Annotated in this window: 22 protein-coding genes and 1 riboswitch; of the genes, 2 read left to right on the top strand and 20 right to left on the bottom strand. The window is 68.3% G+C overall.

What is annotated here, in order from left to right; all coding sequences use genetic code 11:
* Positions 1–61: 61 nt before the first annotated feature.
* The 6 genes from FSY98_RS13470 to FSY98_RS13445 form a co-directional block, all read right to left on the bottom strand.
* A complete protein-coding gene (locus FSY98_RS13470; protein ID WP_144877165.1) occupies positions 62–1,357 on the bottom strand; it encodes a citrate synthase in 1,296 nt (431 codons plus the stop codon).
* Between the two features lie 171 nt (positions 1,358–1,528).
* Positions 1,529–2,641 carry a succinyldiaminopimelate transaminase gene (gene dapC, locus FSY98_RS13465; RefSeq protein ID WP_144877164.1) on the bottom strand — a complete coding sequence of 371 codons (1,113 nt, stop codon included), beginning with the start codon at positions 2,639–2,641 and terminating at the stop codon, positions 1,529–1,531.
* 3 nt (positions 2,642–2,644) lie between these two features.
* Positions 2,645–2,965 carry a ferredoxin gene (gene fdxA, locus FSY98_RS13460; RefSeq protein ID WP_042542002.1) on the bottom strand — a complete coding sequence of 107 codons (321 nt, stop codon included), beginning with the start codon at positions 2,963–2,965 and terminating at the stop codon, positions 2,645–2,647.
* Between the two features lie 9 nt (positions 2,966–2,974).
* Positions 2,975–3,466 (bottom strand): histidinol dehydrogenase, encoded by a 492-nt coding sequence (locus tag FSY98_RS13455; RefSeq protein ID WP_260857404.1) that lies wholly within the window; start codon positions 3,464–3,466, stop codon positions 2,975–2,977.
* A gap of 19 nt (positions 3,467–3,485) precedes the next feature.
* Complete coding sequence (locus tag FSY98_RS13450) at positions 3,486–3,800, bottom strand: AzlD domain-containing protein (protein WP_144877163.1); 315 nt, start codon at positions 3,798–3,800, stop codon at positions 3,486–3,488.
* The gene (locus FSY98_RS13445; protein WP_260857555.1) at positions 3,797–4,507 is read right to left on the bottom strand and encodes an AzlC family ABC transporter permease; all 711 of its coding nucleotides are present in this window, start codon (positions 4,505–4,507) and stop codon (positions 3,797–3,799) included. Before FSY98_RS13445 ends, FSY98_RS13450 begins: the two co-directional genes overlap by 4 nt.
* A 93-nt stretch (positions 4,508–4,600) precedes the next feature.
* Here FSY98_RS13445 and FSY98_RS13440 point away from each other — a divergent pair, with 93 nt between their 5' ends.
* Entirely contained in the window at positions 4,601–5,149 is a 549-nt protein-coding gene (locus FSY98_RS13440; protein WP_144877161.1) for a helix-turn-helix domain-containing protein, read from the top strand.
* A 52-nt stretch (positions 5,150–5,201) separates the two neighbouring features.
* Here FSY98_RS13440 and FSY98_RS13435 read toward each other — a convergent pair whose 3' ends face one another.
* Both FSY98_RS13435 and typA read right to left on the bottom strand, forming a co-directional pair.
* The gene (locus tag FSY98_RS13435; RefSeq protein WP_144877160.1) at positions 5,202–6,074 is read right to left on the bottom strand and encodes a phospholipase; all 873 of its coding nucleotides are present in this window, start codon (positions 6,072–6,074) and stop codon (positions 5,202–5,204) included.
* 165 nt (positions 6,075–6,239) lie between these two features.
* On the bottom strand, positions 6,240–8,153 hold the full coding sequence (typA, locus tag FSY98_RS13430) for a translational GTPase TypA (RefSeq protein WP_144877159.1): 1,914 nt from the start codon (positions 8,151–8,153) through the stop codon (positions 6,240–6,242).
* 100 nt (positions 8,154–8,253) lie between these two features.
* Between typA and FSY98_RS13425 the strand changes: the two genes are divergently transcribed.
* Positions 8,254–9,039 carry a CPBP family intramembrane glutamic endopeptidase gene (locus FSY98_RS13425; RefSeq protein ID WP_144877158.1) on the top strand — a complete coding sequence of 262 codons (786 nt, stop codon included), beginning with the start codon at positions 8,254–8,256 and terminating at the stop codon, positions 9,037–9,039.
* Between the two features lie 18 nt (positions 9,040–9,057).
* On the opposite strand, the gene FSY98_RS13420 is transcribed toward FSY98_RS13425, so the two are convergent.
* The 12 genes from FSY98_RS13420 to FSY98_RS13365 all read right to left on the bottom strand — a co-directional run bounded on the left by FSY98_RS13420 (position 9,058) and on the right by FSY98_RS13365 (position 23,796).
* The gene (locus FSY98_RS13420; protein WP_144877157.1) at positions 9,058–9,621 is read right to left on the bottom strand and encodes a PH domain-containing protein; all 564 of its coding nucleotides are present in this window, start codon (positions 9,619–9,621) and stop codon (positions 9,058–9,060) included.
* A 2-nt stretch (positions 9,622–9,623) separates the two neighbouring features.
* Positions 9,624–11,297, bottom strand: coding sequence for an ABC transporter ATP-binding protein (locus FSY98_RS13415; RefSeq protein WP_144877156.1), 1,674 nt, complete (start codon positions 11,295–11,297; stop codon positions 9,624–9,626).
* Positions 11,294–12,238 (bottom strand): ABC transporter permease, encoded by a 945-nt coding sequence (locus FSY98_RS13410; RefSeq protein ID WP_144877155.1) that lies wholly within the window; start codon positions 12,236–12,238, stop codon positions 11,294–11,296. Before FSY98_RS13410 ends, FSY98_RS13415 begins: the two co-directional genes overlap by 4 nt.
* On the bottom strand, positions 12,231–13,157 hold the full coding sequence (locus tag FSY98_RS13405) for an ABC transporter permease (protein WP_144877154.1): 927 nt from the start codon (positions 13,155–13,157) through the stop codon (positions 12,231–12,233). Before FSY98_RS13405 ends, FSY98_RS13410 begins: the two co-directional genes overlap by 8 nt.
* Positions 13,158–13,255: 98 nt before the next feature.
* Positions 13,256–14,926 carry an ABC transporter substrate-binding protein gene (locus FSY98_RS13400; protein ID WP_144877153.1) on the bottom strand — a complete coding sequence of 557 codons (1,671 nt, stop codon included), beginning with the start codon at positions 14,924–14,926 and terminating at the stop codon, positions 13,256–13,258.
* Between the two features lie 259 nt (positions 14,927–15,185).
* Positions 15,186–18,062 (bottom strand): aminomethyl-transferring glycine dehydrogenase, encoded by a 2,877-nt coding sequence (gene gcvP / locus FSY98_RS13395; protein ID WP_144877152.1) that lies wholly within the window; start codon positions 18,060–18,062, stop codon positions 15,186–15,188.
* Between the two features lie 7 nt (positions 18,063–18,069).
* Positions 18,070–18,447, bottom strand: a complete 378-nt coding sequence (gene gcvH, locus FSY98_RS13390; RefSeq protein ID WP_144877151.1) for a glycine cleavage system protein GcvH — start codon at positions 18,445–18,447, stop codon at positions 18,070–18,072.
* Positions 18,444–19,628 carry a glycine cleavage system aminomethyltransferase GcvT gene (locus FSY98_RS13385; protein WP_144877150.1) on the bottom strand — a complete coding sequence of 395 codons (1,185 nt, stop codon included), beginning with the start codon at positions 19,626–19,628 and terminating at the stop codon, positions 18,444–18,446. The genes gcvH and FSY98_RS13385 overlap by 4 nt, the downstream gene beginning before the upstream one ends.
* A 234-nt stretch (positions 19,629–19,862) precedes the next feature.
* A riboswitch (glycine riboswitch) is annotated at positions 19,863–19,957 on the bottom strand.
* A gap of 174 nt (positions 19,958–20,131) precedes the next feature.
* Positions 20,132–20,968, bottom strand: a complete 837-nt coding sequence (locus FSY98_RS13380) for an ABC transporter ATP-binding protein (protein ID WP_144877149.1) — start codon at positions 20,966–20,968, stop codon at positions 20,132–20,134.
* Positions 20,965–21,828, bottom strand: a complete 864-nt coding sequence (locus FSY98_RS13375) for an ABC transporter ATP-binding protein (RefSeq protein WP_260857403.1) — start codon at positions 21,826–21,828, stop codon at positions 20,965–20,967. The genes FSY98_RS13380 and FSY98_RS13375 overlap by 4 nt, the downstream gene beginning before the upstream one ends.
* Positions 21,825–22,808 carry an ABC transporter permease gene (locus FSY98_RS13370; protein ID WP_144877148.1) on the bottom strand — a complete coding sequence of 328 codons (984 nt, stop codon included), beginning with the start codon at positions 22,806–22,808 and terminating at the stop codon, positions 21,825–21,827. The genes FSY98_RS13375 and FSY98_RS13370 overlap by 4 nt, the downstream gene beginning before the upstream one ends.
* Positions 22,801–23,796 carry an ABC transporter permease gene (locus FSY98_RS13365; protein WP_144877147.1) on the bottom strand — a complete coding sequence of 332 codons (996 nt, stop codon included), beginning with the start codon at positions 23,794–23,796 and terminating at the stop codon, positions 22,801–22,803. The genes FSY98_RS13370 and FSY98_RS13365 overlap by 8 nt, the downstream gene beginning before the upstream one ends.
* Between the last annotated feature and the right edge of the window lie 12 nt (positions 23,797–23,808).

The raw sequence follows: 23,808 nt of genomic DNA, 5'->3' as shown, positions 1-23,808 counted from the left end.
CGGTGTGCAGAGACGACGAAGAGCGGATGCCGACGGCATCCGCTCTTCGTGTGCCGCTGGGTCAGCGGGTCTGGAACGTGCGCTCGACCGAGCCCGTGTAGAGCTGCTGGGGACGGCCGATCTTGGTCTGCGGGTCGAGCTGCAGCTCGCGCCACTGGGCGAGCCACCCCGGAAGGCGGCCGATCGCGAACAGCACGGTGAACATGCGGGTCGGGAAGCCCATCGCCTTGTAGATCACGCCGGTGTAGAAGTCGACGTTCGGGTAGAGGCGACGCTCCTTGAAGTAGTCGTCGGCGAGGGCGATCTCTTCGAGCTCCTGCGCGAGGTCGAGCAGGGGGTCGGTCACGCCGAGCTCGGCGAGCACCTCGCCGGCGGCCTCCTTGACGAGCTTGGCGCGCGGGTCGTAGTTCTTGTAGACCCGGTGGCCGAAGCCCATGAGCTTGACGCCCTCCTCCTTGTTCTTCACCCGCTCCACGAACCGCGAGACGCTCTGACCCGAATCGCGGATCTGACCGAGCATCGTGAGCACGGCCTCGTTCGCCCCGCCGTGGAGGGGGCCGGAGAGGGCCTGGATGCCGGCGGAGATCGACGCGAACTGGTTCGCCCCGGTGGAGCCGACCAGACGCACGGTCGAGGTCGAGGCGTTCTGCTCATGGTCCTCGTGCAGGATGAGGAGCAGCTCGAGCGCCTTCGTCATGACGGGGTTGATCTCGTACGGCTCGGAGTTGACCCCGAAGTTCAGCTTGAGGAAGTTCTCCACGAAGCCGAGCGAGTTGTCCGGGTAGAGGAACGCCTGGCCGACGCTCTTCTTGTGCGCGTACGCCGCGATGACGGGCAGCTTCGCGAGCATGCGCACCATGTTGAGCTCGACGTGCTCGGGGTTGTGCGGATCGGTCTGGCCCTCGTAGTAGGTAGAGAGCGCGGCGACGGCGGACGAGAGCACCGACATGGGGTGCGCGGTGTGCGGCAGGGCGGAGAAGAAGCGCTTGAGGTCTTCGTGCAGCAGCGTGTGGCGACGGATCTTCTCGTCGAACTCGGCGAGCTCTGCCGCCGAGGGCAGCTCACCGTAGATGAGCAGCCACGCGACCTCGAGGTAGCTGGTCCGGCCGGCGAGCTGCTCGATCGGATATCCGCGATAGCGCAGGATGCCCTTGTCGCCGTCGATGAACGTGATCTCCGACTTCGTCGACGCGGTGTTCACGAATCCGTAGTCGAGGCCGGTGTAGCCGGTCTGCTTCGTCAGCGTCGAGAAGTCGATGCTGTCGTGTCCGGCCGTGCCGCGCACGACGGGGAACTCTGCGGTGGTGTCGCCGATCGTCAGCTTCGCCGTCGGCTGCTGGTCTGCCGCTGCGCTCACGCGGGGGCCTCCTCATGGGTCTTCATCAAGCCTTGTGTGGCGATGTCACGACGCTGTGCGTCGGGGTCGGGCCGAGATCGTCGATACGCGACCGAATCGCTTTTACAGCCTAGTAGGCGCATCGGCCTACTGTGACATCGCACAAAACAAAGGCGCAGCGCGGGAGGACTCCTACAGGGCCGAGTCGCGCAGGCGACGCGCCGCCGCGCGCACGTGCTCGGTGGGTGCCGTCAGCGCGAGCCGCACGTGCTGACCCGAGGAAGCACCGTAGAACGAGCCGGGTCCGGCGAGGATGCCGAGGTCGGCGAGGCGGTCCATGCTGGTCCAGGCGTCCTCGCCTGCGGTCGCCCACAGGTAGAGGCCCGCCTCGGACCCTTCGACGCGGAACCCCGCTGCCTCGAGCGCCGGCCGGAGAGCGTCGCGACGCTCGCGGTACAGCTCTTTCTGCGCGGCCACATGCTCGTCGTCGCCGAGCGCGACGGCCATGGCGTGCTGCACCGGCGCCGGCGGCATGAGGCCCAGGTGCTTGCGCGCCGTGAGCAGGTCGCCCACGATGCGCGCGCATCCGGCGAGGAAGGCAGCCCGGTAGCCGGCGAGGTTGGACTGCTTGCTCAGCGAGTAGACGCTCAGCAGATTGGCTCTGCTGCCCCCGGTGACCCGCGGGTCGAGGATCGACGGGATCGTCTCCGACGCCCACGCGCCGTCCCAGCCGAGCTCCGCATAGCACTCGTCGCTCGCGAGCACGGCGTCGAGTTCGCGCGCACGCCGCACCGCGGCGGCGAGCTCGTCGACGGTCCAGGTCCGTCCATCGGGGTTGCCCGGCGTGTTGATCCAGATGAGCCGGGAACCCTCCGGCCAGTCGGCGGGGTCGTCAGCGGCGGCCGGGGTCGCACCTGCGACACGCGCGCCCACCTCGTAGGTGGGATAAGCCACGCGCGGATGCACGACGATGTCGCCTTCGCCGAGCCCGAGGAGTGTCGGGAGCAGCGCCACGAGCTCTTTGGAGCCGATCGTGGGGAGCACGTTGTCCACCGTGAGATCCGGCACTCCCCTGCGGCGCCGGTACCACTCGACGATCGCCTCGCGGAGCGAGGGCGTCCCCACCGTCTGCGGGTAGGCGTGAGCATCGGTCGCGTCGGCCAGGGCGCGTCGGATCAGTTCGGGCGTCGGATCGACGGGCGAGCCCACCGAGAGATCGACGAGGCCGTCGGGATGCTGCGCCGCGCGTTCGCGGTACGGGACCACCGCATCCCACGGGAAATCGGCGAGATCGTGAACGCCCACGGACTACTCGCCCTGGGGCGGCAGAGCGGCGATGATCGGGTGGTCGTGCGCGATGACACCGACCTTGGCAGCCCCACCGGGCGACCCGACCTCGTCGAAGAACTCGACGTTGGCCTTGTAGTAGTCCTGCCACTCGTCGGGCAGGTCGTCTTCGTAGTAGATCGCCTCGACCGGGCAGACCGGTTCGCATGCGCCGCAGTCGACGCACTCGTCGGGGTGGATGTACAGCGAGCGCTCACCCTCGTAGATGCAGTCAACGGGGCACTCGTCGATGCAGGCGCGATCCTTGACATCGACGCACGGAAGGGCGATCACATACGTCACCCCCACAGTCTACGTGCCGAGACCCGTGCGATCTCCCCGCTCGGGGTGAGTGCCGGCGACGGGTTGGCGATCGATACCGGGGACCTCGGTGATCGGCGCGGCCGTGGGGGGAATCGTCTGCGCCGGCGCCTCCGTCCGCGTCGGCATGCGCGTGATCCGCGGCCACGCGACCACGAGGAGCACCAGGCCCGCGACCAGGTAGATCCAGATCCGCCCGCTCACCGAGTCCTGCACGACGATCGAGCCGCCCGGTCCGACGCCGGAGATCAGGACGAGCATGCCGACCATGCCGAGCCCCGAGGCCAGCGCGGCACCGCGATCGTGAGTCAGCGCGCGGATGGCGATGAGGATCGCTCCACACGCGACTGCGCCGACGATGAGGCCGACCGGAACGGGACCCCACATCACGCTGTGCGCGATGGTCCCTGCGACACCGAAGACGCCGCCGACGAGAGCCGCGGCGATCCAGGAGAACACCCGGGAGATCCATCCGATACGCACGGAACGATCCTACGCGCGCTCACGCCGCGACCCCCACCAACCTCAGCACCGCGGCGACTGCCGCCGCGGCCACGACGACCACGAGGAACGACTGTCGCAGCCACAGCAGACCGGCCGCGACGAGGAGCGCCGGCACCCGGGCGTCCACGACGACGGCCTGCCCCGCACCGAGAGTCTGCACAGCCACGAGTGCCGCCAGCAGCGCCACGGTCAGCAGGTCGGAGATGCGCGCCGGACGGGGCGCCTCCAGCACCTTCGGCGGCACGAGATACCCCACCGCCTTGAGCGCGAGACAGATCACCGCCGCGAGCAGCACGGCGCTCCAAACGCTCATCGGATCGCCTCCGGAGCGGAGGTGCTCGGCGCACCGTCGTGGCCGAGCCAGTCGAACCACCCGACGAGGATCGCGACCAGCGCAGCGACCAGGACGGGGAGCCCCGGCATCAGAGCGGGTGTGAGGGCGGCCGCGACGACGGCCGCGGCGATGCCGACCGCGATCGGCTGCCGGCGCCGCAGGCGGGGCCAGAGCAGGGCGAGGAATGCTGCGGCGGCCGCGGCATCCAATCCCCACGTCTTCGGGTCGCCGAGGATGTCGCCGACGAGCGCGCCGACGAGGGTGGTGACGTTCCAGCCGAGGAAGATCCCGATGCCCGTCACCCAGAAGCCGACCCGTCGCAGGCGGGGGTCGTTCTGCGACACCGCGACCGCCGTGGACTCGTCGATGGTGAAGTGCGCCGCAGCGACGCGCCGAGCGGGTGTCGTGCCGACCACCGATGACATGCGCATGCCGTACGCGACGTTGCGCACGCCGAGCAGAACCGCCGAGGCGATCGCGGAGGGCAGCGCTGCGACGCCCCCGGCGGCGAACACACCAACGAAGGCGAACTGCGATCCGCCGGTGAACATCAGCAGACTCAGCACGCAGGTCTGCCAGACGTCGAGCCCGGAGGCGACGGCGAGCGCGCCGAACGAGACGCCGTACGCGCTGGTGGCGATCACGACCCCGGTGGCTTCGCGCCAGACCTCCCGGTCCGCGGTCACCGACGTGACGTTCGATTCGATGAACACATGACCATCATTCTGAACACGGCCAGCAGGATAGTCAAGCGAACGATCGTTTGACATGATGAACGAATGGATGACCTCCGCACTCGCATCGCCCGCACCCTCCGCCGGGAACGGGAAGCATCCGGACTCTCCGTCTCGGAGCTCGCGCGCCGCGCGGGTATCTCGAAGGCGACCGTCTCCCAGCTGGAGTCGGGGTCGGGCAACCCCAGCGTCGAAACGCTCTGGGCTCTCGGCGTCGCGCTCGGCGTCCCTTTCGCCGTCCTGGTGGATCAGCAGTCGAACGCCCCCACGCTGATCCGCGCCGACGAGCACGCCGGAGTTCCGTCATCGGCCGCCGCCTACAGTGCGACCCTGCTGTCAGCCTCTCCCCCCGGTGCTCGTCGCGACGTGTACCTGATCCAGGCCGAACCCGGTGATCCCCGCCGCTCCGATCCGCACCACGGCGGGACCACCGAGCACGTGGTCCTCGTCTCCGGCCAGGCGCACATCGGCCCCGTCGGCGAGGCCGTGCTGCTGAATCCCGGCGACTACCTGTCGTACGCGGGAGACGTGCCCCACGTGTTCGAGGCCGTCGTACCGGGCACGAGCGCCGTGCTCATCTCCGAACTGCGCTGAACGACGAAGACCCCGCAGCGCAGGCTACGGGGTCTTCGTCGAGGCGGGGTCGTCAGTACCAGTTGCTGGCCTGCGAGTGCCCCCAGGCGCTGCACGGAGCGCCGTACACCGACTTGATGTAGCCGAGACCCCAGGCGATCTGCGTCGCGGCATTGTCCTGCCAGTCGCTCCCCGCGGAGGCCATCTTGCTTCCGGGGAGCGCCTGCGGGATGCCGGTCGCGCCACCGGACTTGTTGTAGGCCTTGTAGTTCCAGCCGGACTCCTTGGTCCACAGCGAGTTCAGGCAGGAGAACTGGTCGTCGCCCCAGCCGTACTGGCTGGCCATCATGGCGCGGGCTGTGGCCTTCGCACCCTCGGGGGTGTTGGCCTGAGCGAGGGCTGCCGCAGCGGCAGCGGCCTGCTCCTCCTCGACCTTGCGCTGCTGGGCGGCCGCGTAGTCGTTCTGCAGCGTCGCGGTCTCGGCGGTGACAGCCTCCGTCTCGGACGCGACGTACGCGGTGAGGCTCGTGATCTCACGCGACGACAGTCCGTCGCGGTCGCCGAGCCGGTCGATCCAGGCGTTCAGGTCGCCGGTGTCGACGGCGGCCGGCGCTCCCGCGAGGTCGAGACCGGAGCCGGCGACCTCGGCGGAGACGGCATCGGCGGCGGCCGTCGCGTCCTGCGCGAGCGAGATGCGGATCGCGGAGTCGTCGACCTTCTTGGTGAGCGGCACGGCACCGCCGGTGACGAAGGACGCCACCTCGGCGACGGCATCCGGAGTCTCGGCGCCGGCGGCCGGCGCGGAGACGATGCCGACAGTGAGGGCGGCGCCGATGACGCCTCCCGCGATGGTTCCGAAGATCCACTTCGGGCGACGGGCGGTGACCGCTCTGCGGGCCTCCGCCGCGGACGAGGCGCGCCGAAGCGCACGGGTGTTCTGCAGCATGGGTGTTGTTCGACTTTCGGGTCGTCGTGCGCCCCTCACGGAACCCTCATCGGGAGTCGGTCCCAGGCGCAAGGTAACGATTCTGCAACACTCCACCTGAATGCTTCATGAGAGAGGGCCCCGCCCCGTCTTCCGACGGTGCAGGGCCCTCTCTCATGACCGGGGTCAGGCGTTGGCATCCTGACGCTTGAGGCGCGCGGTCTCACGGGCGCGGGTGTTCGCGTCCAGGTTCACCTTGCGGATGCGGACGGCCTCGGGCGTGACCTCAACGCATTCGTCATCACGGGCGAACTCGAGGCTCTCCTCGAGGGTCAGCACGCGAGGAGGCGTCATCGACTCGAAGGTGTCGGAGCTCGCCGCACGCATGTTGGTGAGCTTCTTCTCCTTGGTGATGTTCACGTCCATGTCGTCGGCGCGCGAGTTCTCGCCGATGACCATTCCCTCGTAGACCTCGGCGGTCGGCTGCACGAAGAACGACATGCGCTCCTGCAGGGCGATCATCGCGAACGGAGTCACGACACCCTGCCGGTCGGCCACGATCGAGCCGTTCTGACGGGTCGTGATCGACCCCGCCCACGGCTCGTAGCCGTGCGAGATCGCGTTCGCGATGCCGGTACCGCGGGTGGTGGTGAGGAACTCGCTGCGGAAGCCGATGAGGCCGCGCGACGGGACGATGAACTCCATGCGCACCCAGCCGGTGCCGTGGTTCGTCATGTTCTCCATGCGGCCCTTGCGGCCCGCGAGCAGCTGCGTGATCGCGCCGAGGTGCTCCTCCGGCGTGTCGATCGTCAGGTGCTCGAAGGGCTCGTAGGTCTTGCCGTCGATCTTCTTCGTGACCACCTGCGGCTTGCCGACGGTGAGCTCGAAGCCTTCACGGCGCATGTTCTCGACGAGGATCGCGAGGGCGAGCTCTCCGCGGCCCTGGACCTCCCACGCGTCGGGGCGGCCGATGTCGACCACCTTCAGCGACACGTTGCCGATGAGCTCCTTGTCGAGACGGTCCTTCACCATGCGAGCGGTGAGCTTGTGCCCCTTGACCTTGCCCATCAGAGGGGAGGTGTTGGTGCCGATCGTCATGGAGATGGCGGGGTCGTCGACCGTGATCGCGGGCAGCGGGCGGACGTCCTCGGGGTCGGCGATGGTCTCGCCGATGGTGATGTTCTCGAAGCCGGCGATCGCGACGATGTCGCCGGGCCCGGCGGACTCGGCCGGGTACCGCTCCAGCGCACGGGTCTTGAGGAGCTCGGTGACGCGAGCGTTGCTCGTCGTGCCGTCCGACCGCACCCAGGCCACGGTCTGGCCCTTCTTGAGCGTGCCGTTGAAGACGCGCAGCAGGGCGAGACGGCCGAGGAACGGGCTGGAGTCGAGGTTTGTCACCCACGCCTGCAGAGGGTGCTCGTCGTCGTAGGCCGGAGCCGGGACGTGCTCGAGGATCGCGCCGAAGAGCGGCTCGAGGTCGTCGTTGTCGGGCAGCGAGCCGTCGGCGGGGCGGTTCAGCGACGCGGCGCCGGCGCGGCCGGACGCGTAGACCACCGGCACGTCGAGCAGCGCGTCGACGTCGAGATCGGGCACGTCGTCGACGAGGTCGGACGCGAGGCCGAGAAGCAGGTCGTGCGCCTCTTCCTCGACCTCGGCGATGCGCGCGTCGGGACGGTCGGTCTTGTTGACCAGCAGGATGACGGGCAGCTTCGCCTCGAGCGCCTTGCGCAGCACGAAGCGGGTCTGCGGCAGCGGGCCCTCGCTCGCGTCGACGAGCAGGACGACGCCGTCGACCATCGAGAGGCCGCGCTCGACCTCACCGCCGAAGTCGGCGTGGCCGGGGGTGTCGATCACGTTGATCGTGATCTCCTGGCCGTCGGCGTGCTCACCCTTGTAGGTGATCGCCGTGTTCTTCGCGAGGATGGTGATGCCCTTCTCGCGCTCCAGGTCGTTGGAGTCCATGGCGCGCTCGTCGACGTGGGCGTGTTCACCGAACGAGCCCGTCTGGCGGAGCATCGCGTCGACGAGGGTGGTCTTCCCGTGGTCGACGTGCGCGACGATTGCGACGTTGCGGAGGTCAGAGCGGAGGGCGTGCGCCATGCAGGAGTCCTAAAGAGTGTGGGTTTTCGCCGGGAAGCCGACATTCCAGGTTACCGTATGCACGCGGCGCGTTCCTGAGCGCGCGAAGTACGATCGGGGCGTGACAGCCGTCGACCTCTCCCCCGCCCCCTCGCGCTCCCGGTTGTGGTGGGAGATCGCGATCGTCCTCGCCCTCGGGCTCGGTCAGTCCGCCGTCTACGCGATCGTGCAGCTGGCGTATCGCCTGACGGACACGACGCCTCTCGCCGACCAGACGGCGACGCTGAATCCATCGCGGAGCGACCGCGAGGTCTTCGACCTGATCTACCAGATCCTCTCGATCGGATTCTCGATCGTGCCTGTGCTGCTGGTCTGCTTCCTGCTCTGGCAGTCGCGCCGCCCGCACCTCGGGGCGCTCGGCCTGGACGGCCGGAGAGTGGGAGCGGATGCCGGGCGCGGCCTGCTGCTCGTGCTGGCGATCGGCATCCCCGGGCTCGCGCTCTACCTCGTCGGTCGCGCACTCGGGCTGTTCGTCGCGGTGAACCCCGCCGGCCTCGACGCGCACTGGTGGACGGTCCCCGTGCTGCTGCTCGCCGCGGCGCGCGCCTCGATCCAGGAGGAGTTCATCGTCTTGGGCTACCTCTTCGCGCGGCTGAGGCGACTGGGCTGGGGGCCGTGGCCCATCATCCTCGCGACGTCCGTGCTGCGGGCGAGCTATCACCTGTACCAGGGTCCGGGCGCGTTCATCGGGAACCTCGCGATGGGACTGCTCTTCGGATGGCTGTTCCAGCGCAGCGGACGTCTCATGCCGTTCCTCGTCGCGCACTTCCTCATCGACGCGACCGTCTTCGTCGGCTACCCCTGGGCCGCCGCGACCTGGCCGGAGCTGTTCGGACTTCCGGGCTGAGCCGGGCGCGTCCGGCGCTCAGTTCGCGGCGATGACGATCGCGACCACGGCCCAGAGCACGATGCCCGCGAGCGCGAGCAGCGCAGGGGTGTCCCACCCGCGGCGGATCGGCGCATCGACCGTGCCGACGGCGGCCTGCCACCGGTCACGGATCTCGGTCAGCTCCCGCAGGCCCGAGGGCGCCTTGGCCTCGCCGTCGTCGCCCGTCGACCGGCGCGCCGGACGCGCACGCGCCGGCCCGCCGTAGCAGGTCACGTCGGTGCCGTCGTCGAGCGAGAACACGAGCTGCCAGCGCAGATCGATGTCGCGGACGCGGTTCCAGCCGAAAGACGTCCGCCGCAGCATGTTCTGCACCACCGCGCCTTCGTCGTCGACCCGGACCGACGAGACGAAGGCGATCTCGTAGACGACCCACAGCCCGAGCAGGACCCATGGGGCGAGGAGCAGCATCTGCCCCCACCCCGCGCGCACGACGGCGTCGCCGAGGAGGAACGCGGCGAGCAGCGAGCACAGGAGCAACGAGACCGGCCCGGAGGTCGCGCGGAAGGTCCGCGCGGCCTCCGGCCGTGAGTCAGCCGACACGCTCAGTGTCCGCCGAGAGTGATCGATGCGCCCGGGATGGCCTGAAGCAGACGATCCGTGTACTCCTGCTGCGGGTTGGCGAAGATCTCGTCGACAGTCCCCTGCTCGACGATCCTGCCCTTCTCCATCACGCACACGAGGTCGCTCGACACCCGAACAACCGCGAGGTCGTGCGTGATGAAGAGATACGTGAGGTCCAGCTCCGACTGCAGATCGGCGAGGAGCTGCAGCACCTGATCCTGCACGAGCACGTCGAGGGCCGAGACCGCCTCGTCGAGCACGATGATGTCGGGCTTGAGCGCGAGAGCCCGCGCGATCGCGACACGCTGACGCTGGCCACCGGAGAGCTCGTTCGGATAGCGGGTCGCGAGTGCACGGGGCAGCGCGACCTGATCGAGCAGCTCCTCGACGCGCTCGCGACGAGACGTGCGGTCGCCGACCCCGTGGATCTGCAGGGGCTCGGCGATCGTGTTGCCGATGTTGCGCAGCGGATCGAGCGAACCGTACGGGTCCTGGAACACCGGCTGCATGCGGCGACGCAGACCGAACGCCTGCGCGCTCGACAGCCTCGACACATCCTGACCGTCGATCTCGATCGTGCCGGCCGTCGGCTCTTCGAGCTTGAGCACCATCTTCGCGACGGTGGACTTACCCGACCCCGACTCGCCCACGAGAGCGAGCGTCTTGCCGCGCGGGATCTCGAAGGAGACATCGTCCACGGCGCGGAAGTCCTCGCTGCGGAACCCGCCCTGACGGATCTTGTAGTCCTTCGTGAGACCAGCCACCTTGACCGTCGGCGGGATGTCGGCGAGGTCGTCGAGCGTCTCGATACCGCGGTCCTCCACGACGGCCTGGATGCGCTGCGACGCCACGCTGGGGGCCGCGGACACGAGCCGCTTCGTGTACGGATGCTGCGGGTTCTCGAGGATCTCGCGGCTGGGTCCGGCCTCGACGATGTTCCCGCCGTTCATCACGATGATCTTCTCGGCGCGCTCGGCCGCGAGGCCGAGGTCGTGGGTGATCAGCAGCACCGAAGTGCCCTTGTCGCGCGTGAGCGATGCCATGTGATCGAGGATGACCCGCTGCACCGTCACGTCGAGAGCCGAGGTCGGCTCGTCGGCGATCAGCAGCTTCGGGTCGGCCGCGAGACCGATGCCGATCAGCGCGCGCTGGCGCATACCGCCGGAGAACTGGTGCGGGAACTGATGCAGACGGCGCTCGGCGTCAGCGAGACCCGCCTGCTGCAGCACCTCGACCGCGCGCGCCTTGACTTCCTGGCGGCCCTGGGCGATGCCGTTGGCGCGGATCGCCTCCTTCACCTGGAACCCGATGCTCCAGACGGGGTTGAGGTTCGACATGGGGTCCTGCGGGACGAACCCGATGTCCCGACCGCGGACGTTCTCGATCTCGCGACGGCCGAGCGTCGTGAGCTCCCGCCCTTCGAGGGTGATCGACCCGCCGGTGACCTGACCCGTACCCGGGAGCAGGTTCACGATGGCCGTCGCGGTGGTGGACTTGCCGGAACCCGACTCCCCCACGATCGCGACGGTCTCGCCGGGCATGACGTCGAAGCTCACGCCGTGGAGAACCTCGCGGAGACCCTCCTGAGTGCGGAAGGCGACGGTGAGGTCCCGGATGCTGAGCAGGGGAACCTGTGCGGCTGTGCGCTCGCTCATCGGCGTGCCCTCGCCTTCGGGTCGAGGGCGTCTCGGATGAGTTCGCCCAGGGTCACGAACGCGAGCACCGCGAGGGTGAGCGCGATCGACGGATAGATGAGCGCCATGGGTGCGACGCGCAGAGACGCCTGCGCCTTGCTGATGTCGAGGCCCCAGGACATCACGTTGCTGCCGAGACCGACACCGAGGAACGACAGGGTCGCCTCGGCGACGATCGCCGCCGCGAGGCCGAGCGTCGAGACCACGAGGAGCGGCGCGATCGCATTGGGGATGACGTGGTTCAGCAGGATGCGGAACTTGGACTGCCCGAGCGCCTCGGACGCCATCACGAAGTCCGCCTGCCGGACGCGCAGGACCTCTGCGCGCACGACCCGCGCTGTCGACGCCCACGCGAACGCGCCGATCGCGAACGCGAGGGTCCACACCGATCGCGAGTCGCGGAACACGGTCATGACGACCACGGCCGCGAGGATGTACGGAATCGCGAAGAAGATGTCTCCGACGCGCGAGAGGATCGAGTCGAGCCACCCTCCGTAGAAGCCCGCGAGAGCGCCCATGATCAGACCCAGGATCGACGAGATCGCCGTGGCGATCAGGCCGACTGCGAGCGAGGTCTGCGAACCCCACACGATCCGGGCGTAGATGTCGCAGCCCTGGAACGTGAAGCCGAGCGGGTGGCCCTCGGCCGGTCCGCCGTTGCTGTTCGACAGCTGGCAGTCGGCATTGGGCGGCGTGGCCGTGAACAGCGTCGGCAAGAGCGCCATCACGAGGAAGAAGAGCGCGAGCACGACAGAGAACCAGAAGAGCGGACGACGGCGCAGGTCGGCCCATGCGTCGCGCCAGAGGTTGCTCGGCTTGTCGGCGACGCGGACGGCGTCGACAGCGATCGACTGGGTCTCGACGGGGGCCACGTAGTGAGTCTGGGAAGTGGGATCAGGCATAGCGAATCCTCGGGTCGAGCAGACCGTAGAGCAGGTCGATGACAAGGTTGACCAGGACGTAGAGGATCACGAAGACCGTCACGAACGAGACGACGGTCGGACCCTCACCGCGCTGGATCGCCTGGAACAAGGTGTTACCCACGCCCGGAACATTGAAGATGCCCTCGGTCACGGTCGCGCCGACCAGCAGCACGCCGAAGTTGGTGGCGGAGTTGGTGATCACGGGGATCAGCGAGTTGCGCAGCACATGCACGGGCAGTACGCGCGAGCGCGAGAGCCCCTTGCTGTAGGCCGTGCGCACCCAGTCCTGATTGAGCGTGTCGATCACCGAGCTGCGCATCAGACGCATGCTCACGGCGTACAGGCTGAATCCGAGGACGATCGCAGGGAGCCAGAGCCCGCCCCAGTCGTTGTCGGCGCCGACCGTCGGCTTGAACCAGCCCCACTGGATGGCCAGGAAGTACTGGGCGAGGAACGAGATGACGAAGATCGGGATCGCGATCGCGACGAGAGCCACGACCAGCGAGACGTTGTCGAAGATCTTGCCCTTGCGCAGTGCGGAGATCGTGCCGATGATGATCGCCAGCGTGAACTCGATGGCGATCGCCATGACGGCAAGGCGCCCCGTGACGGGCAGAGTCGCGGCGAGCACGGTGGAGACAGGGCGACCGGAGTAGGTCATGCCCAGGTCTCCCTGGAACACACCGGCGATGTAGTACCCGTACTGCACGATGAACGGCTCGTTCAGGTGATATTGCTCGCGCAGCTGCGACACGACCGCCGGACTCGGCGTCTTGTCGCCGAACAGAGCGAGGATCGGGTCGCCGGGCATGGCGAACACGAGGAAATAGATGAGCAGGGTGGCGCCGAAGAAGACCGGGATCACCTGCAGAAGACGTCTCAGAATGTAACCGAGCATCCGCTTGTCCCTTCTTGAGGGGGAGAAGGCTGCGAACACAAGCCTGTGAGGCGGCGACGAAGAATCGTCACCGCCTCACAGGTGAAGTGCCGTCAGACTTACTCGCCGGCCTTCGTGATCTCGTAGTACAGCGGGACGGAGTTCCAGCCGAACGTGACGTTGTCGACGCTCTCGCTGAAACCACCGGTCACGTTCGAGTACCACAGCGGGATCGCGGGCAGATCCTGGAAGAGGACCTCCTGCGCCTTGGTGAAGTCCTCGAGCTGCGCGTCGGGGTCGGGGTTGCTGATACCGGCCTTGATGAGGTCGTCGAACTCGGGGTTCGAGTAGTCACCGTCGTTCGAGCCGGCACCGGTCGCGTAGAGCGGGCCGAGGAAGTTGTACAGACCCGGGTAGTCGGCCTGCCAGCCCGAGCGCGCAGCCGTGGTGATGGTGCGGTCGTTGATCTTCGAGCGAAGATCCTGGAAGGTCGGGTACGGGTCGCCCGATGCCTCGATGCCCAGCGTGTTCTTGATGCTGTTGCTCACCGCGTCCACCCAGGCGTCGTGTCCGCCGTCGGAGTTGTACGCGATCTTGAACTCGCCGTCCCAGGGTGCGATGGCGTCGGCCTGGGCCCACAGCTCCTTCGCCTTCTCGGGGTCGTACGCGAGGACCTCGCTGCCGGGGACCGAGTCCGACCAGCCGTCGATCACCGGGGAGGTGAAGTCGGATGCCGGGGTGCGGGTGCCCGAGAAGATCGTCTCGGTGATCTCTTCGCGGTTGATGGCCATCGACAGCGCCTGGCGGCGCAGCTGGCCCTCTTCGCCGCTGAAGTGCGGGAGGAACTGGCCGATCGTGAAGGACTGGAAGACCGCGGACGGCTGGTTGACGGCGCGATCGCCGAGCTCGTCCTGGAAGACCTGGAGCGAACCGGTCGGGATCGCGTCGATCACGTCGACGTCTCCGCTCTGCAGGTCGGCGTACGCGGCCTCCTGCGTGGCGTAGAACTTGATGGTCAGACCGCCGTTGGCTGCCTTGCGGCCGCCGTCGTAGTCGTCGTTGCGAACGAGGTCGATCTGCACGTCGTGCTGCCACGCGTCGTCGCCGTCGATCATGTACGGGCCGTTGCCGATCGGGTTCTGACCGAACGCGTCGATGTCGTCGAACGCGACGTCGGGCAGCGGGTAGAACGCCGAGTAGCCGAGACGCAGAGCGAAGTCCGACGCGGGCTTGTTCAGCGCGATCGTGAACGTGTAGTCGTCGACCTGCTTCAGACCCGTCAGGTCGCCCTGCGCGCCGAAGATGTCGTCGTCGGGGTTGTCGGGGTCGCCGGCGTCGTTGACGAAGCCTTCGATGTCCTCGAAGAAGTAGCCCGAGAGCTGAGCGTTCTCGGCCTGGGCGCCGTAGTTCCACGCCTTGATGAAGTTGTCGGCGGTGACCTCTTCACCATTGGTGAAGGTCATGCCCTCCTTGATCTTCACCGTGATGTTCTGCGGGTCCTCGGTGGTGATCTCCTCGGCCATGTCGTTGACCGGCTTGCCGTCGGCGTCGTAGTAGATCAGACCGGCGAAGATCTCGTCGAGGATCTTTCCGCCACCCACCTCGTTGGTGTTGGTGGGGATGAGCGGGTTCTCGGGCTCGGAGCCGTTCGTGGTGATGATGGCATCCGCGTTGGCGTCTCCGCCGGCGTTGCCGCCGTCGTCGCTGCCGCCGCTCGCGCAGCCCGCGAGCGCCAGGGCGCCGATCGCGAACAGCGCGGTGCCCGAAAGGGCGATCTTGTTGCGCTTCACTGTGTGTCCTCCTGTGGACGGGTATTCATCAGACTGCGCGCTCGACGTCGAACGCGTAGGGATGATTGAGCGTAACCCGGCGGTATCCCAGCACATCCCCCAGCTAACGAACCGTTACTCAGTGGTGACCATCCGTAATATTGCTGAAACACGGGAGCCACCGGAGTACGGTTGTTCGCCGGTTCGCAGCGGTGATCGCGACCCTCGACGGAAAAGGGGCCGGATGCCGCGGCATCCGACCCCCGTCCTGAGATCTCGATCAGGCGAAGGCCTCGATCGGCGGGCAGGCGCACACGAGGTTGCGGTCGCCGTAGGCCTGGTCGATCCGGCGCACCGGCGGCCAGTACTTGCCCGCGACGAGGGCGTGCACCGGGTAGGCGGCGTCCTCACGGGTGTACGCGTGCTCCCACTCCCCCGCGATGAGCGACACGGCGGTGTGCGGAGCGTTCACCAGGGGGTTGTCATCGGCGGGCCAGCGACCGGCGGCGACGGCATCCGCCTCCGCCTTGATCATGACCATGGCCTCGACGAAACGCTCGATCTCATCGATGTCCTCCGACTCGGTCGGCTCGACCATGAGGGTGCCGGCGACCGGGAACGACATGGTCGGGGCGTGGAAGCCGTAGTCGATGAGCCGCTTCGCGACGTCGTCGACCGACACCCCGGTGGCCTCCTTGAGCGGACGCAGGTCGAGGATGCACTCGTGCGCCACCCGTCCGTTCTCGCCGCTGTAGAGCACCGGGTAGTGCTCTCCGAGCCGCGCCGCGATGTAGTTCGCCGACAGGACTGCGGATGCCGTCGCCCGCCGCAGGCCATCGGCGCCCATCATGCGCACGTACGCCCACGAGATCGGCAGGATGCCGGCTGAGCCGTACGGCGCCGCCGAGATCGGGCCGCCCTCGAACACGAAGCCGCCCGCGTGCTCGGGGCGCTGCGCGAGCGGGTGCGAGGGGAGGAACGGAGCGAGGTGGGCCTTCGCCGCGACCGGGCCGACACCCGGTCCGCCGCCCCCGTGCGGGATCGCGAACGTCTTGTGCAGGTTGAGGTGCGAGACGTCTCCGCCGAGATCCCCGAAGCGGGCGTACCCGAGCAGGGCGTTGAGGTTCGCTCCGTCGACGTACACCTGACCGCCGGCGTCGTGCACGGCCGAGGTGATCTCGACCACATCCTGCTCGTACACGCCGTGCGTGGACGGGTAGGTGATCATCAGCGCGGCGAGCTCATCGGCGTGCTGCGCGATCTTGGCGCGCAGATCCGCGAGGTCGACGTTGCCGAGCTCGTCGGTCGCGACGACGACCACCTTCATGCCGGCGAGCACCGCCGAGGCGGCGTTGGTGCCGTGGGCCGACGACGGGATCAGGCAGATCGTGCGGTGCGTGTCGCCGTTCGCGAGGTGGTACCCGCGGATCGCCAGCAGACCGGCGAGCTCGCCCTGCGAGCCGGCGTTCGGCTGCAGGGAGACGGCGTCGTACCCGGTGACCTCGGCGAGCCACGACTCGAGCTGCTCGATGAGGTCGAGATAGCCCTGCACGTCGGACGCCGGAGCGAACGGATGAATGCCGGCGAACTCCGGCCACGTGATGGCCGCCATCTCGGTGGCCGCGTTGAGCTTCATCGTGCACGACCCCAGCGGGATCATGCCCCGATCGAGCGCATAGTCGCGGTCGGCGAGCGACTTGAGGTACCGCATCATGGCGGTTTCGCTGCGGTGCGCATGGAAGACGGGGTGCGTGAGGTACTCGTCCTGACGGAGCAGCTCCTCGGGAAGCGCCGACAGAGGACCCGTCAGGCCGAACACGCGCTGCTGCGGACCGCCGAACACGCGCGCGACCTCGTGGAGGTCGGCGGTCGTGGTGGTCTCGTCGACCGAGACGCCGACAGTGTCGGCATCGACGGCCAGCAGGAGGATGCCCTTCTCGTGGGCGGCGGCGACGCGCTCGGCTGCGGCGCCGGGTACGCGCACCCGGAGCGTGTCGAAGAAGGCGTCGTGCACGACCTCGGCGCCGGCCTCGACCAGCCAGTCCCGCAGGAGGGCGGCCTTCGCCGCCGTCTGGCGAGCGATGTCGCTGAGCCCGTCCGGCCCGTGGTACACCGCGTACATCGCGGCCATGACGGCGAGCAGCACCTGCGCGGTGCAGATGTTCGACGTCGCCTTCTCCCGGCGGATGTGCTGCTCTCGCGTCTGCAGCGACAGACGGTAGGCTGGGCGACCGTCGGCGTCGACCGAGACGCCGACGAGGCGACCCGGCAGCTGGCGCTCGAGTCCGGCGCGCACGGCCATGTAGCCGGCGTGCGGTCCACCGAAGCCCATCGGCACACCGAATCGCTGCGTCGTGCCGACCGCGACATCGGCGCCCAGGCTGCCCGGCGATGCGATGAGCGTGAGTGCCAGCAGATCGGCCGCGACCACCGCGAGTCCGCCGGCGAGGTGCGCGGCGTCGATCACGGCCGTGGGATCCCAGACGCGACCGGAGGCACCGGGGTACTGCACGAACACGCCGAACAGCTCGGCGGGCAGCTCCTCCCCCGAGGCGAAGTCGACGGTCACGAGCTCGATGCCCACGGCTTCTGCTCTAGCGGCGAGCAGCGCCATGGTCTGCGGGAACGCGTCGGCGTCGACGGCGAAGACGTTGGACGCCTTCTTCGAGGCGCGGCGCGCGAGCAGCATCCCCTCGACGACCGCCGTGGACTCGTCGAGCATCGACGCGTTCGCGGTGGTGAGACCCGTGAGTTCCGAGACCATCGTCTGGAAGTTGATGAGCGCCTCGAGGCGGCCCTGCGAGATCTCCGGCTGGTACGGCGTGTACGCGGTGTACCAGGACGGGTTCTCGAGGACGTTGCGCTGGATCACGCTGGGCGTGACGGTGCCGTAGTAGCCGAGGCCGATCATCGGTCGGTTCACCGCGTTGCGGCGTGCCAGCGAACGCAGCTCGGCCAGCGCCTCCGTCTCGCTCGCGGCGGGCGGGATGACGCTGTCCTCGCGCTCGCCTGTGAAGATCGACGCGGGCACGGCCTCGCGCATGAGCGACTCGATCGGGCTCTGGTCGGCGGACTCGTCGGAGAGTCCGAGGACTCCGAGCATCCGGCTCTGGGCGGACGAGGAGAGTCCGATGTGACGATCGGCGAAAGAGACCACGACGCGATCAGCCCTCCGTGTGCGCGACGTAGGCGTCGCGGTCGAGGAGTCCGTCGAGCGCGTCGTCCGCGACCTCGACCTTGATGAGCCACGCGTCTTCGAACGGCGAGGCGTTCAGCAGCGCCGGGTCGTCGACGACGGCCTGGTTGACCTCGGTGACGGTGCCTGCGACGGGCGCGTAGAGCTCGGAGACCGACTTCGTCGACTCCGCCTCGCCGAACACGTCGCCGCGCGAGACCGCCGTGCCGACGGCCGGCAGCTCGACGAACACGATGTCGCCGAGCGCATCGGCGGCGAAGTCGGTGATGCCGACGGTCGCCACGGCGCCGTCGACGGCGACCCACTCGTGCTCTTCGCTGTACTTGAGGGTGGTCAGATCGGTCATTTCGTCCTCCGGTAGAAAGGCAGTGCGGTCACGGTCGCGGGGATGCGGGTTCCCCGCACGTCAAGGAATACTGCGGATCCCTCCGCAGCGGAAGCAGGATCCACGTACGCCATCGCGATGGGATGGCCGAGCGTCGGGCTCAGCGCGCCGCTCGTGATCTCGCCGATGGTCGCGCCGTCGGCGGTCACGACCGCGTAGCCGGCGCGACCGGCGCGCTTGCCCTCGGCGGCGAGGCCGACGAGAACCCGGGCGTCGGATGCCGGGTCGACGGCGTCCTTCCCGACGAAGCTCTCCTTCGCCGCGACGACGACGCGGCCGAGGCCGGCCTGCGCGGGCTTCGTGTCGAGTGTGAGCTCATGGCCGTAGAGCGGCATGCCCGCCTCGAGGCGGAGCGTGTCGCGGGCGGCGAGGCCGGCGGGGATCAGTCCGTGCGGTTCTCCCGCGGCGACCACCGCATCCCAGAGCGCCGGCGCGTCATCGGCGCGCACGAGAAGTTCGAAGCCGTCTTCGCCGGTGTAGCCCGTGCGGGCGATCATCAGCGGGTGTCCGAGGAACGCGGCGTCGGCCCACGCGTAGTACCTCTGCTCGGTCCACGGCGTACTGAGCTCGGTGATCCCCTCCGTCGACGAGAGCACGGCCTCGGCCGACGGACCCTGGACCGCGATCAACGCGAAGTCGTCGGACACGTCCTCGACGTCGACGCCGCGGTCTCCGAGGAACCCGGCGAAGCTGCGCTCCTCACCGGGCGCCAGGGGCGGTGCCTGTCGTTCGATGAGCGACGGGAACGACCGGACGCGCGACGCGAACGCCGAGTCGACGAATCCGCGGTTGCCGGCGTTCGCGATGACGAGATAGCGGTCGTCGGCGAGCCGGTAGACGATCACGTCGTCGACGATCCCCCCGGACTCCGACAGCATCAGCGAATACTTGGCCTTGCCGACCGCCATCCCGGACAGACGCCCCGCGAGGGCGTAGTCGAGGAACTCCGCCGCGCTCTGGCCCGTCACGAGGAACTCGGCCATATGCGAGATGTCGAAGATCCCGGCCGCCCGGCGCACCGCGTGGTGCTCGGCGAGGTCCGACGTGTAGCGCACGGGCATCTGCCAGCCGCCGAAGTCTGTGAAGGATGCACCGAGAGACTCGTGACGGTCTCGCAGCGGGGTGTAGCGGGGGTCGGACATGGAGTTCTCCCGGGCTGGATCGGGCGGAACGGCGGTGACGTCGTTCCTCGGAACTCCCCCTCTGTCATGGGCCTGAGAGTTTCACCCCTGAGGGGCTTTCACCGTCGGCGGATCTCTGCGGGATGCGGGAGACGGAGACTCGTGGTGTTCGGGTCGCCGGGGTTTCGACTCGGGCGTGGACGCCCTCGCTCAACCCGATTTCTCGCTCCGCTCGAAATCGCTTTCCAGAGTGGCCGGGACCCCGCGGTACGCGTACCTGAGAGATTGGCGGGGAGGCTTGCTCCTTCGGTGCCCGGCTGCGTTCGCCGGGGCTCTCCCGCGTGGCCCGTTCGGCCGATGTTCGATTGTGGTCCCAGTGTAGCGGGCACGATCCGCCGTTCCGATCGCGATTCGTGCCGCGTCGGTCGCGCTGGGGCGGCACGGAGTGCGACCGGAGCGCGACCGGAGCGGCACGGAGTGCGACCGGAGTGCGACCGGAGCGCGACGGACCAGGATGCCGCGCCTCAGAGGCCCGCGAGCTCCGCCCTCACCTCGTCGCGCAGACGGCCCAGGTTCTCCGGCTCTGGTGCCGCGCCGAGCAGCGTCTTCGTGTACTCGTGCTGCGGGTTCAGGATGACCTCGTCAGCGGGCCCCCGTTCGACGACGTCGCCCTTGTAGAGCACCATGATCTCGTCGCTGAAGTGCCGGGCGGTGGCGAGATCGTGGGTGATGTACAGCACCCCGAGGTCGTCTTCGCGCTGCAGATCGGCGAGGAGGTTCAGCACCCCGAGCCGGATCGACACGTCGAGCATCGAAACCGGCTCATCGGCGACGATGAAGCGGGCACCCGGTGCGAGTGCTCGGGCGATCGCGACGCGCTGCCGCTGGCCCCCGGACAGCTCGTGCGGGCGGCGTTCGGCGAAGCTCTCGGCGGGGCTCAGGCGCACCCGCTCAAGCAGCTCCAGCGCGCGCTCGCGCACCTCGGTGCGCGACAGCCGCGGGTGGTGCAGACGGATCGGTCGCTCGAGGTGGTGGAAGATCGTGTGGTACGGGTTCAGCGATGCGAACGGATCCTGGAACACCATCTGCACCTGCGAACGGTACCCCTCGACCGCGCGGCCGCTCGTGCCGGTCTCCTGGCCGTCGAGCAGGATCTGCCCGCTCGTCGGGGTCTCCAGCTTCATCAGCATCCGCGCGATGGTCGACTTGCCCGATCCGGACTCGCCGACGAGCGCGATGGTCTTGCCCGCCTCGATCGTGAACGACACGTCCTTCACCGCGTGCAGAGTCGAGGTCGTGAAGCCAGATCGCAGGTGGAAGTCCTTGACGAGGTTCCTCGCCTCGAGGGTGGGGGCGCTCATCGGATCTCCTCCTGCGTGACGCGGCTGCCGGTGCGGACGAAGTCGCCCCGCTCCCCCGTCAGGCTCGGGAAGCTCGACAGCAGACGCTTGGTGTACTCGTGCTGCGGGGTGCGGTAGATCTCCTCCGCCGTGCCCTGCTCGACGATCTCGCCCTGCAGCATCACGGCGATGCGGTCGCTGATCTCGATCAGCATCGGGAGGTCGTGGGTGATGAAGATGACGGCGAATCCGAGCCGCTCCCGCAACCGCATGATCTCGCGGATGATGCCGCGCTGAACGACCACGTCGAGCGCGGTGGTCGGCTCGTCCATGACCATGACCTGGGGGTCGAGTGCGAGCGCCATCGCGATCATCATGCGCTGGCGCATGCCGCCGGACAGCTCGTGCGGGAAGCTGCGCAGGCGGGAGGGGTCGACACCGACGAGGGTCAGCAACTCCTCCGCCCTCGCCTGCTTGTCCTGCTTCGACATGCCCGGTCGGTGCGTGTCGAAGATGTCGAAGATCTGCGCCCGGACGTCGATCACCGGGTTGAGCGAGTTCATCGCCCCCTGGAACACCATCGAGATCTTGTCCCAGCGGAAGGCACGCAGCCCATCGCCGTCGAGAGCGACGACGTCGATGTCGGAGCCGTCGCGGTCGTGGAACACGATCTCGCCGTCGGTCATCAGCGCCGGCGCCTTGAGCAGCCGGTTCATCCCGTACGCGAGGGTGGTCTTGCCGCATCCCGACTCACCCGCGAGGCCCAGGATCTCGCCGCGGTGGAGCGTGAGCGACACGTTGCGCACGGCCTTCACCGGCGGGTCGACCTCGTACTCGATGGACACGTTGCGTGCCGTCAGCACAGCCTCGGGGGCGCTCACGCCGCCACTCCCTTCGTCTTGGCGGCCTGGCGCACCCGGCGCGCCGCGTCGGGCGCGTTGCGCAGCTTGGGATTGATGACCTCGTCGATCGCGAAGTTGATCAGTGCGAGGCCGGCGCCGAGCACCGCGATCATCACGCCCGGCGGCACGAACCACCACCACGCGCCTCGTCCGAGCGCCTGCCCCGACTGCGCGTCGTTGAGGATGCTGCCCCAGGTGATCGACGAGTTGGGTCCGAGACCGAGATACGACAGGCCGGCCTCGCCGAGGATCGCGAAGATGATCGCGAACAAAAACTGCGCGGTGAGCAGCGGCAGCAGGTTGGGCATGATCTCGACCAGGATGACGCGGAACGACCGTTCGCCGGCGACCTTCGACGCGTACACGTAGTCGCGGGTGCGGAGCGAGCGCGTCTGCAGCCGCAGCACGTACGCGGCACCCGCCCACGAGGTGATGCCGAGCACGAAGGCGACGAGCTGCCAGCTGCGCGTCGGGACGAAGGAGGCGACCACCATGACCAGCGGCAGACCGGGGATGACGATCATGACGTTCGTCAGCAGCGCGAGGGCGTCTTCACGCCAGCCGCCGAGGTAGCCGGCCAGGACACCGAAGACCAGCGACAGGACGATCGCGATGCCGCCGGCGACGAGACCGACGAGCAGAGACCCCTGGGCGCCGATCGCGAGCTGCGCGAGCATGTCGTTGCCGAGCTTGGTCGTACCGAGCCAGTGCTCGGCAGACGGCGGCTGCAGGGCCGCGTTGTCGGTGCTGCGCGGGTTCTGCGTGAACATCGGCGCGATGATCGCGAACAGCACGATCGACAGCACGAGCACCATGCCGACGACGAACTTCGCCGACCGGGTCGGCAGCAGGCCACGACCCTTCTTCGGCTTGTGCGTCGCGAGCGTGACGGTCGTGGCCGGCTCGGAGGTCGGCACCTCTTTGACGATCTGCATCGGAGTGAGCTTGGTGTCAGACATTCTGGCGCGCCCTCGGGTCGATGAATCCGTAGATCAGGTCCATGAAGAAGTTGGCGGCGAGCACCGTGATGGTGATGACGAGGAACAGCCCCTGCATGAGGGCGTAGTCGTTGTTCGTCACCGCCTGGAACATGAGCTTGCCGATGCCGGGATAGGTGAACACCTGCTCCATCACGATCGAACCGGCGACCACGAAGCCGAGGGTGATCGAGAAGCCGGCGATCGAGGGGATCGCGGCGTTGCGGGCGGCGTACGTCGTCATGATGCGACGAGGGCGCAGGCCCTTGGCCTCGGCGGTGAGGACGTAGTCCTCCGACATCGTCTGCACCATCATGTTGCGCATGCCGAAGAGCCATCCGCCGACGGAGCTGACCACGATGGTGAGCGCCGGCAGGATCGCATGCGACACGGCGTTCGAGAAGAACGCCCACGTCGGCTCGGGCCCGTCGGGGAAGTCGAACACGTCGTAGCCGCCGAAGATCGGGAACCAGCCGAGACCGACGGCGAACACGGCGACGAGGATGAGGGCCATCCAGAAGTACGGGATGGACTGCAGGACGGTCGTGGCCGGGATGATGTGGTCGACCCAGGTGCCGCGCTTCCAGCCGGCCCAGGCGCCGAGCGCGACGCCGAGGATGAAGGAGATGACGGTCGCGGTGCCGACGAGGATCAGCGTCCACGGCAGCGCCTGCCCGATGAGCTCGGTGACCGGAGTCGGGAACTTCGTGACGGAGACGCCCAGATCGCCCTGGAACATGCGCCCCCAGTAAGAGATGTACTGCTCCCAGAGGGAGGAGTCGTCGCCACCGAGCAGCAGCTTGATGTTGCGGATGGTGGTCTCGGAGACCTCGCCGCCCGCACGCTGCATCTTGGCGATCATGATGTCGGCGGGGTTGCCCGGCATCATGCGGGGAAGCAGGAAGTTGATGGAGATGGCGGCCCACAGCGTGAACGCGTAGAACCCTATTCGTCGTGCGTAGAACTTCATGACGGTCTTCTT

This window comes from Microbacterium sp. 1.5R (assembly GCF_007667425.1).
Classification (GTDB): Bacteria; Actinomycetota; Actinomycetes; order Actinomycetales; family Microbacteriaceae; genus Microbacterium.
Note: the sequence above shows the minus strand (reverse complement) of the source record. Positions and strands in the feature narration are given on the sequence as shown.

What these genes read in the sequence shown, in the direction of transcription:
- FSY98_RS13370 (WP_144877148.1), bottom strand. Translation starts at nt 22,808, where the DNA reads ATGTCTGACACCAAGCTCACTCCGATGCAGATCGTCAAAGAGGTGCCG.
- FSY98_RS13450 (WP_144877163.1), bottom strand. Translation starts at nt 3,800, where the DNA reads ATGAGCGTTTGGAGCGCCGTGCTGCTCGCGGCGGTGATCTGTCTCGCG.
- FSY98_RS13410 (WP_144877155.1), bottom strand. Translation starts at nt 12,238, where the DNA reads ATGCCTGATCCCACTTCCCAGACTCACTACGTGGCCCCCGTCGAGACC.
- FSY98_RS13435 (WP_144877160.1), bottom strand. Translation starts at nt 6,074, where the DNA reads ATGCTGCAGAACACCCGTGCGCTTCGGCGCGCCTCGTCCGCGGCGGAG.
- FSY98_RS13440 (WP_144877161.1), top strand. Translation starts at nt 4,601, where the DNA reads ATGGATGACCTCCGCACTCGCATCGCCCGCACCCTCCGCCGGGAACGG.
- FSY98_RS13385 (WP_144877150.1), bottom strand. Translation starts at nt 19,628, where the DNA reads ATGTCCGACCCCCGCTACACCCCGCTGCGAGACCGTCACGAGTCTCTC.
- typA (WP_144877159.1), bottom strand. Translation starts at nt 8,153, where the DNA reads ATGGCGCACGCCCTCCGCTCTGACCTCCGCAACGTCGCAATCGTCGCG.
- FSY98_RS13405 (WP_144877154.1), bottom strand. Translation starts at nt 13,157, where the DNA reads ATGCTCGGTTACATTCTGAGACGTCTTCTGCAGGTGATCCCGGTCTTC.
- gcvH (WP_144877151.1), bottom strand. Translation starts at nt 18,447, where the DNA reads ATGACCGATCTGACCACCCTCAAGTACAGCGAAGAGCACGAGTGGGTC.
- FSY98_RS13415 (WP_144877156.1), bottom strand. Translation starts at nt 11,297, where the DNA reads ATGAGCGAGCGCACAGCCGCACAGGTTCCCCTGCTCAGCATCCGGGAC.
- FSY98_RS13380 (WP_144877149.1), bottom strand. Translation starts at nt 20,968, where the DNA reads ATGAGCGCCCCCACCCTCGAGGCGAGGAACCTCGTCAAGGACTTCCAC.
- FSY98_RS13365 (WP_144877147.1), bottom strand. Translation starts at nt 23,796, where the DNA reads ATGAAGTTCTACGCACGACGAATAGGGTTCTACGCGTTCACGCTGTGG.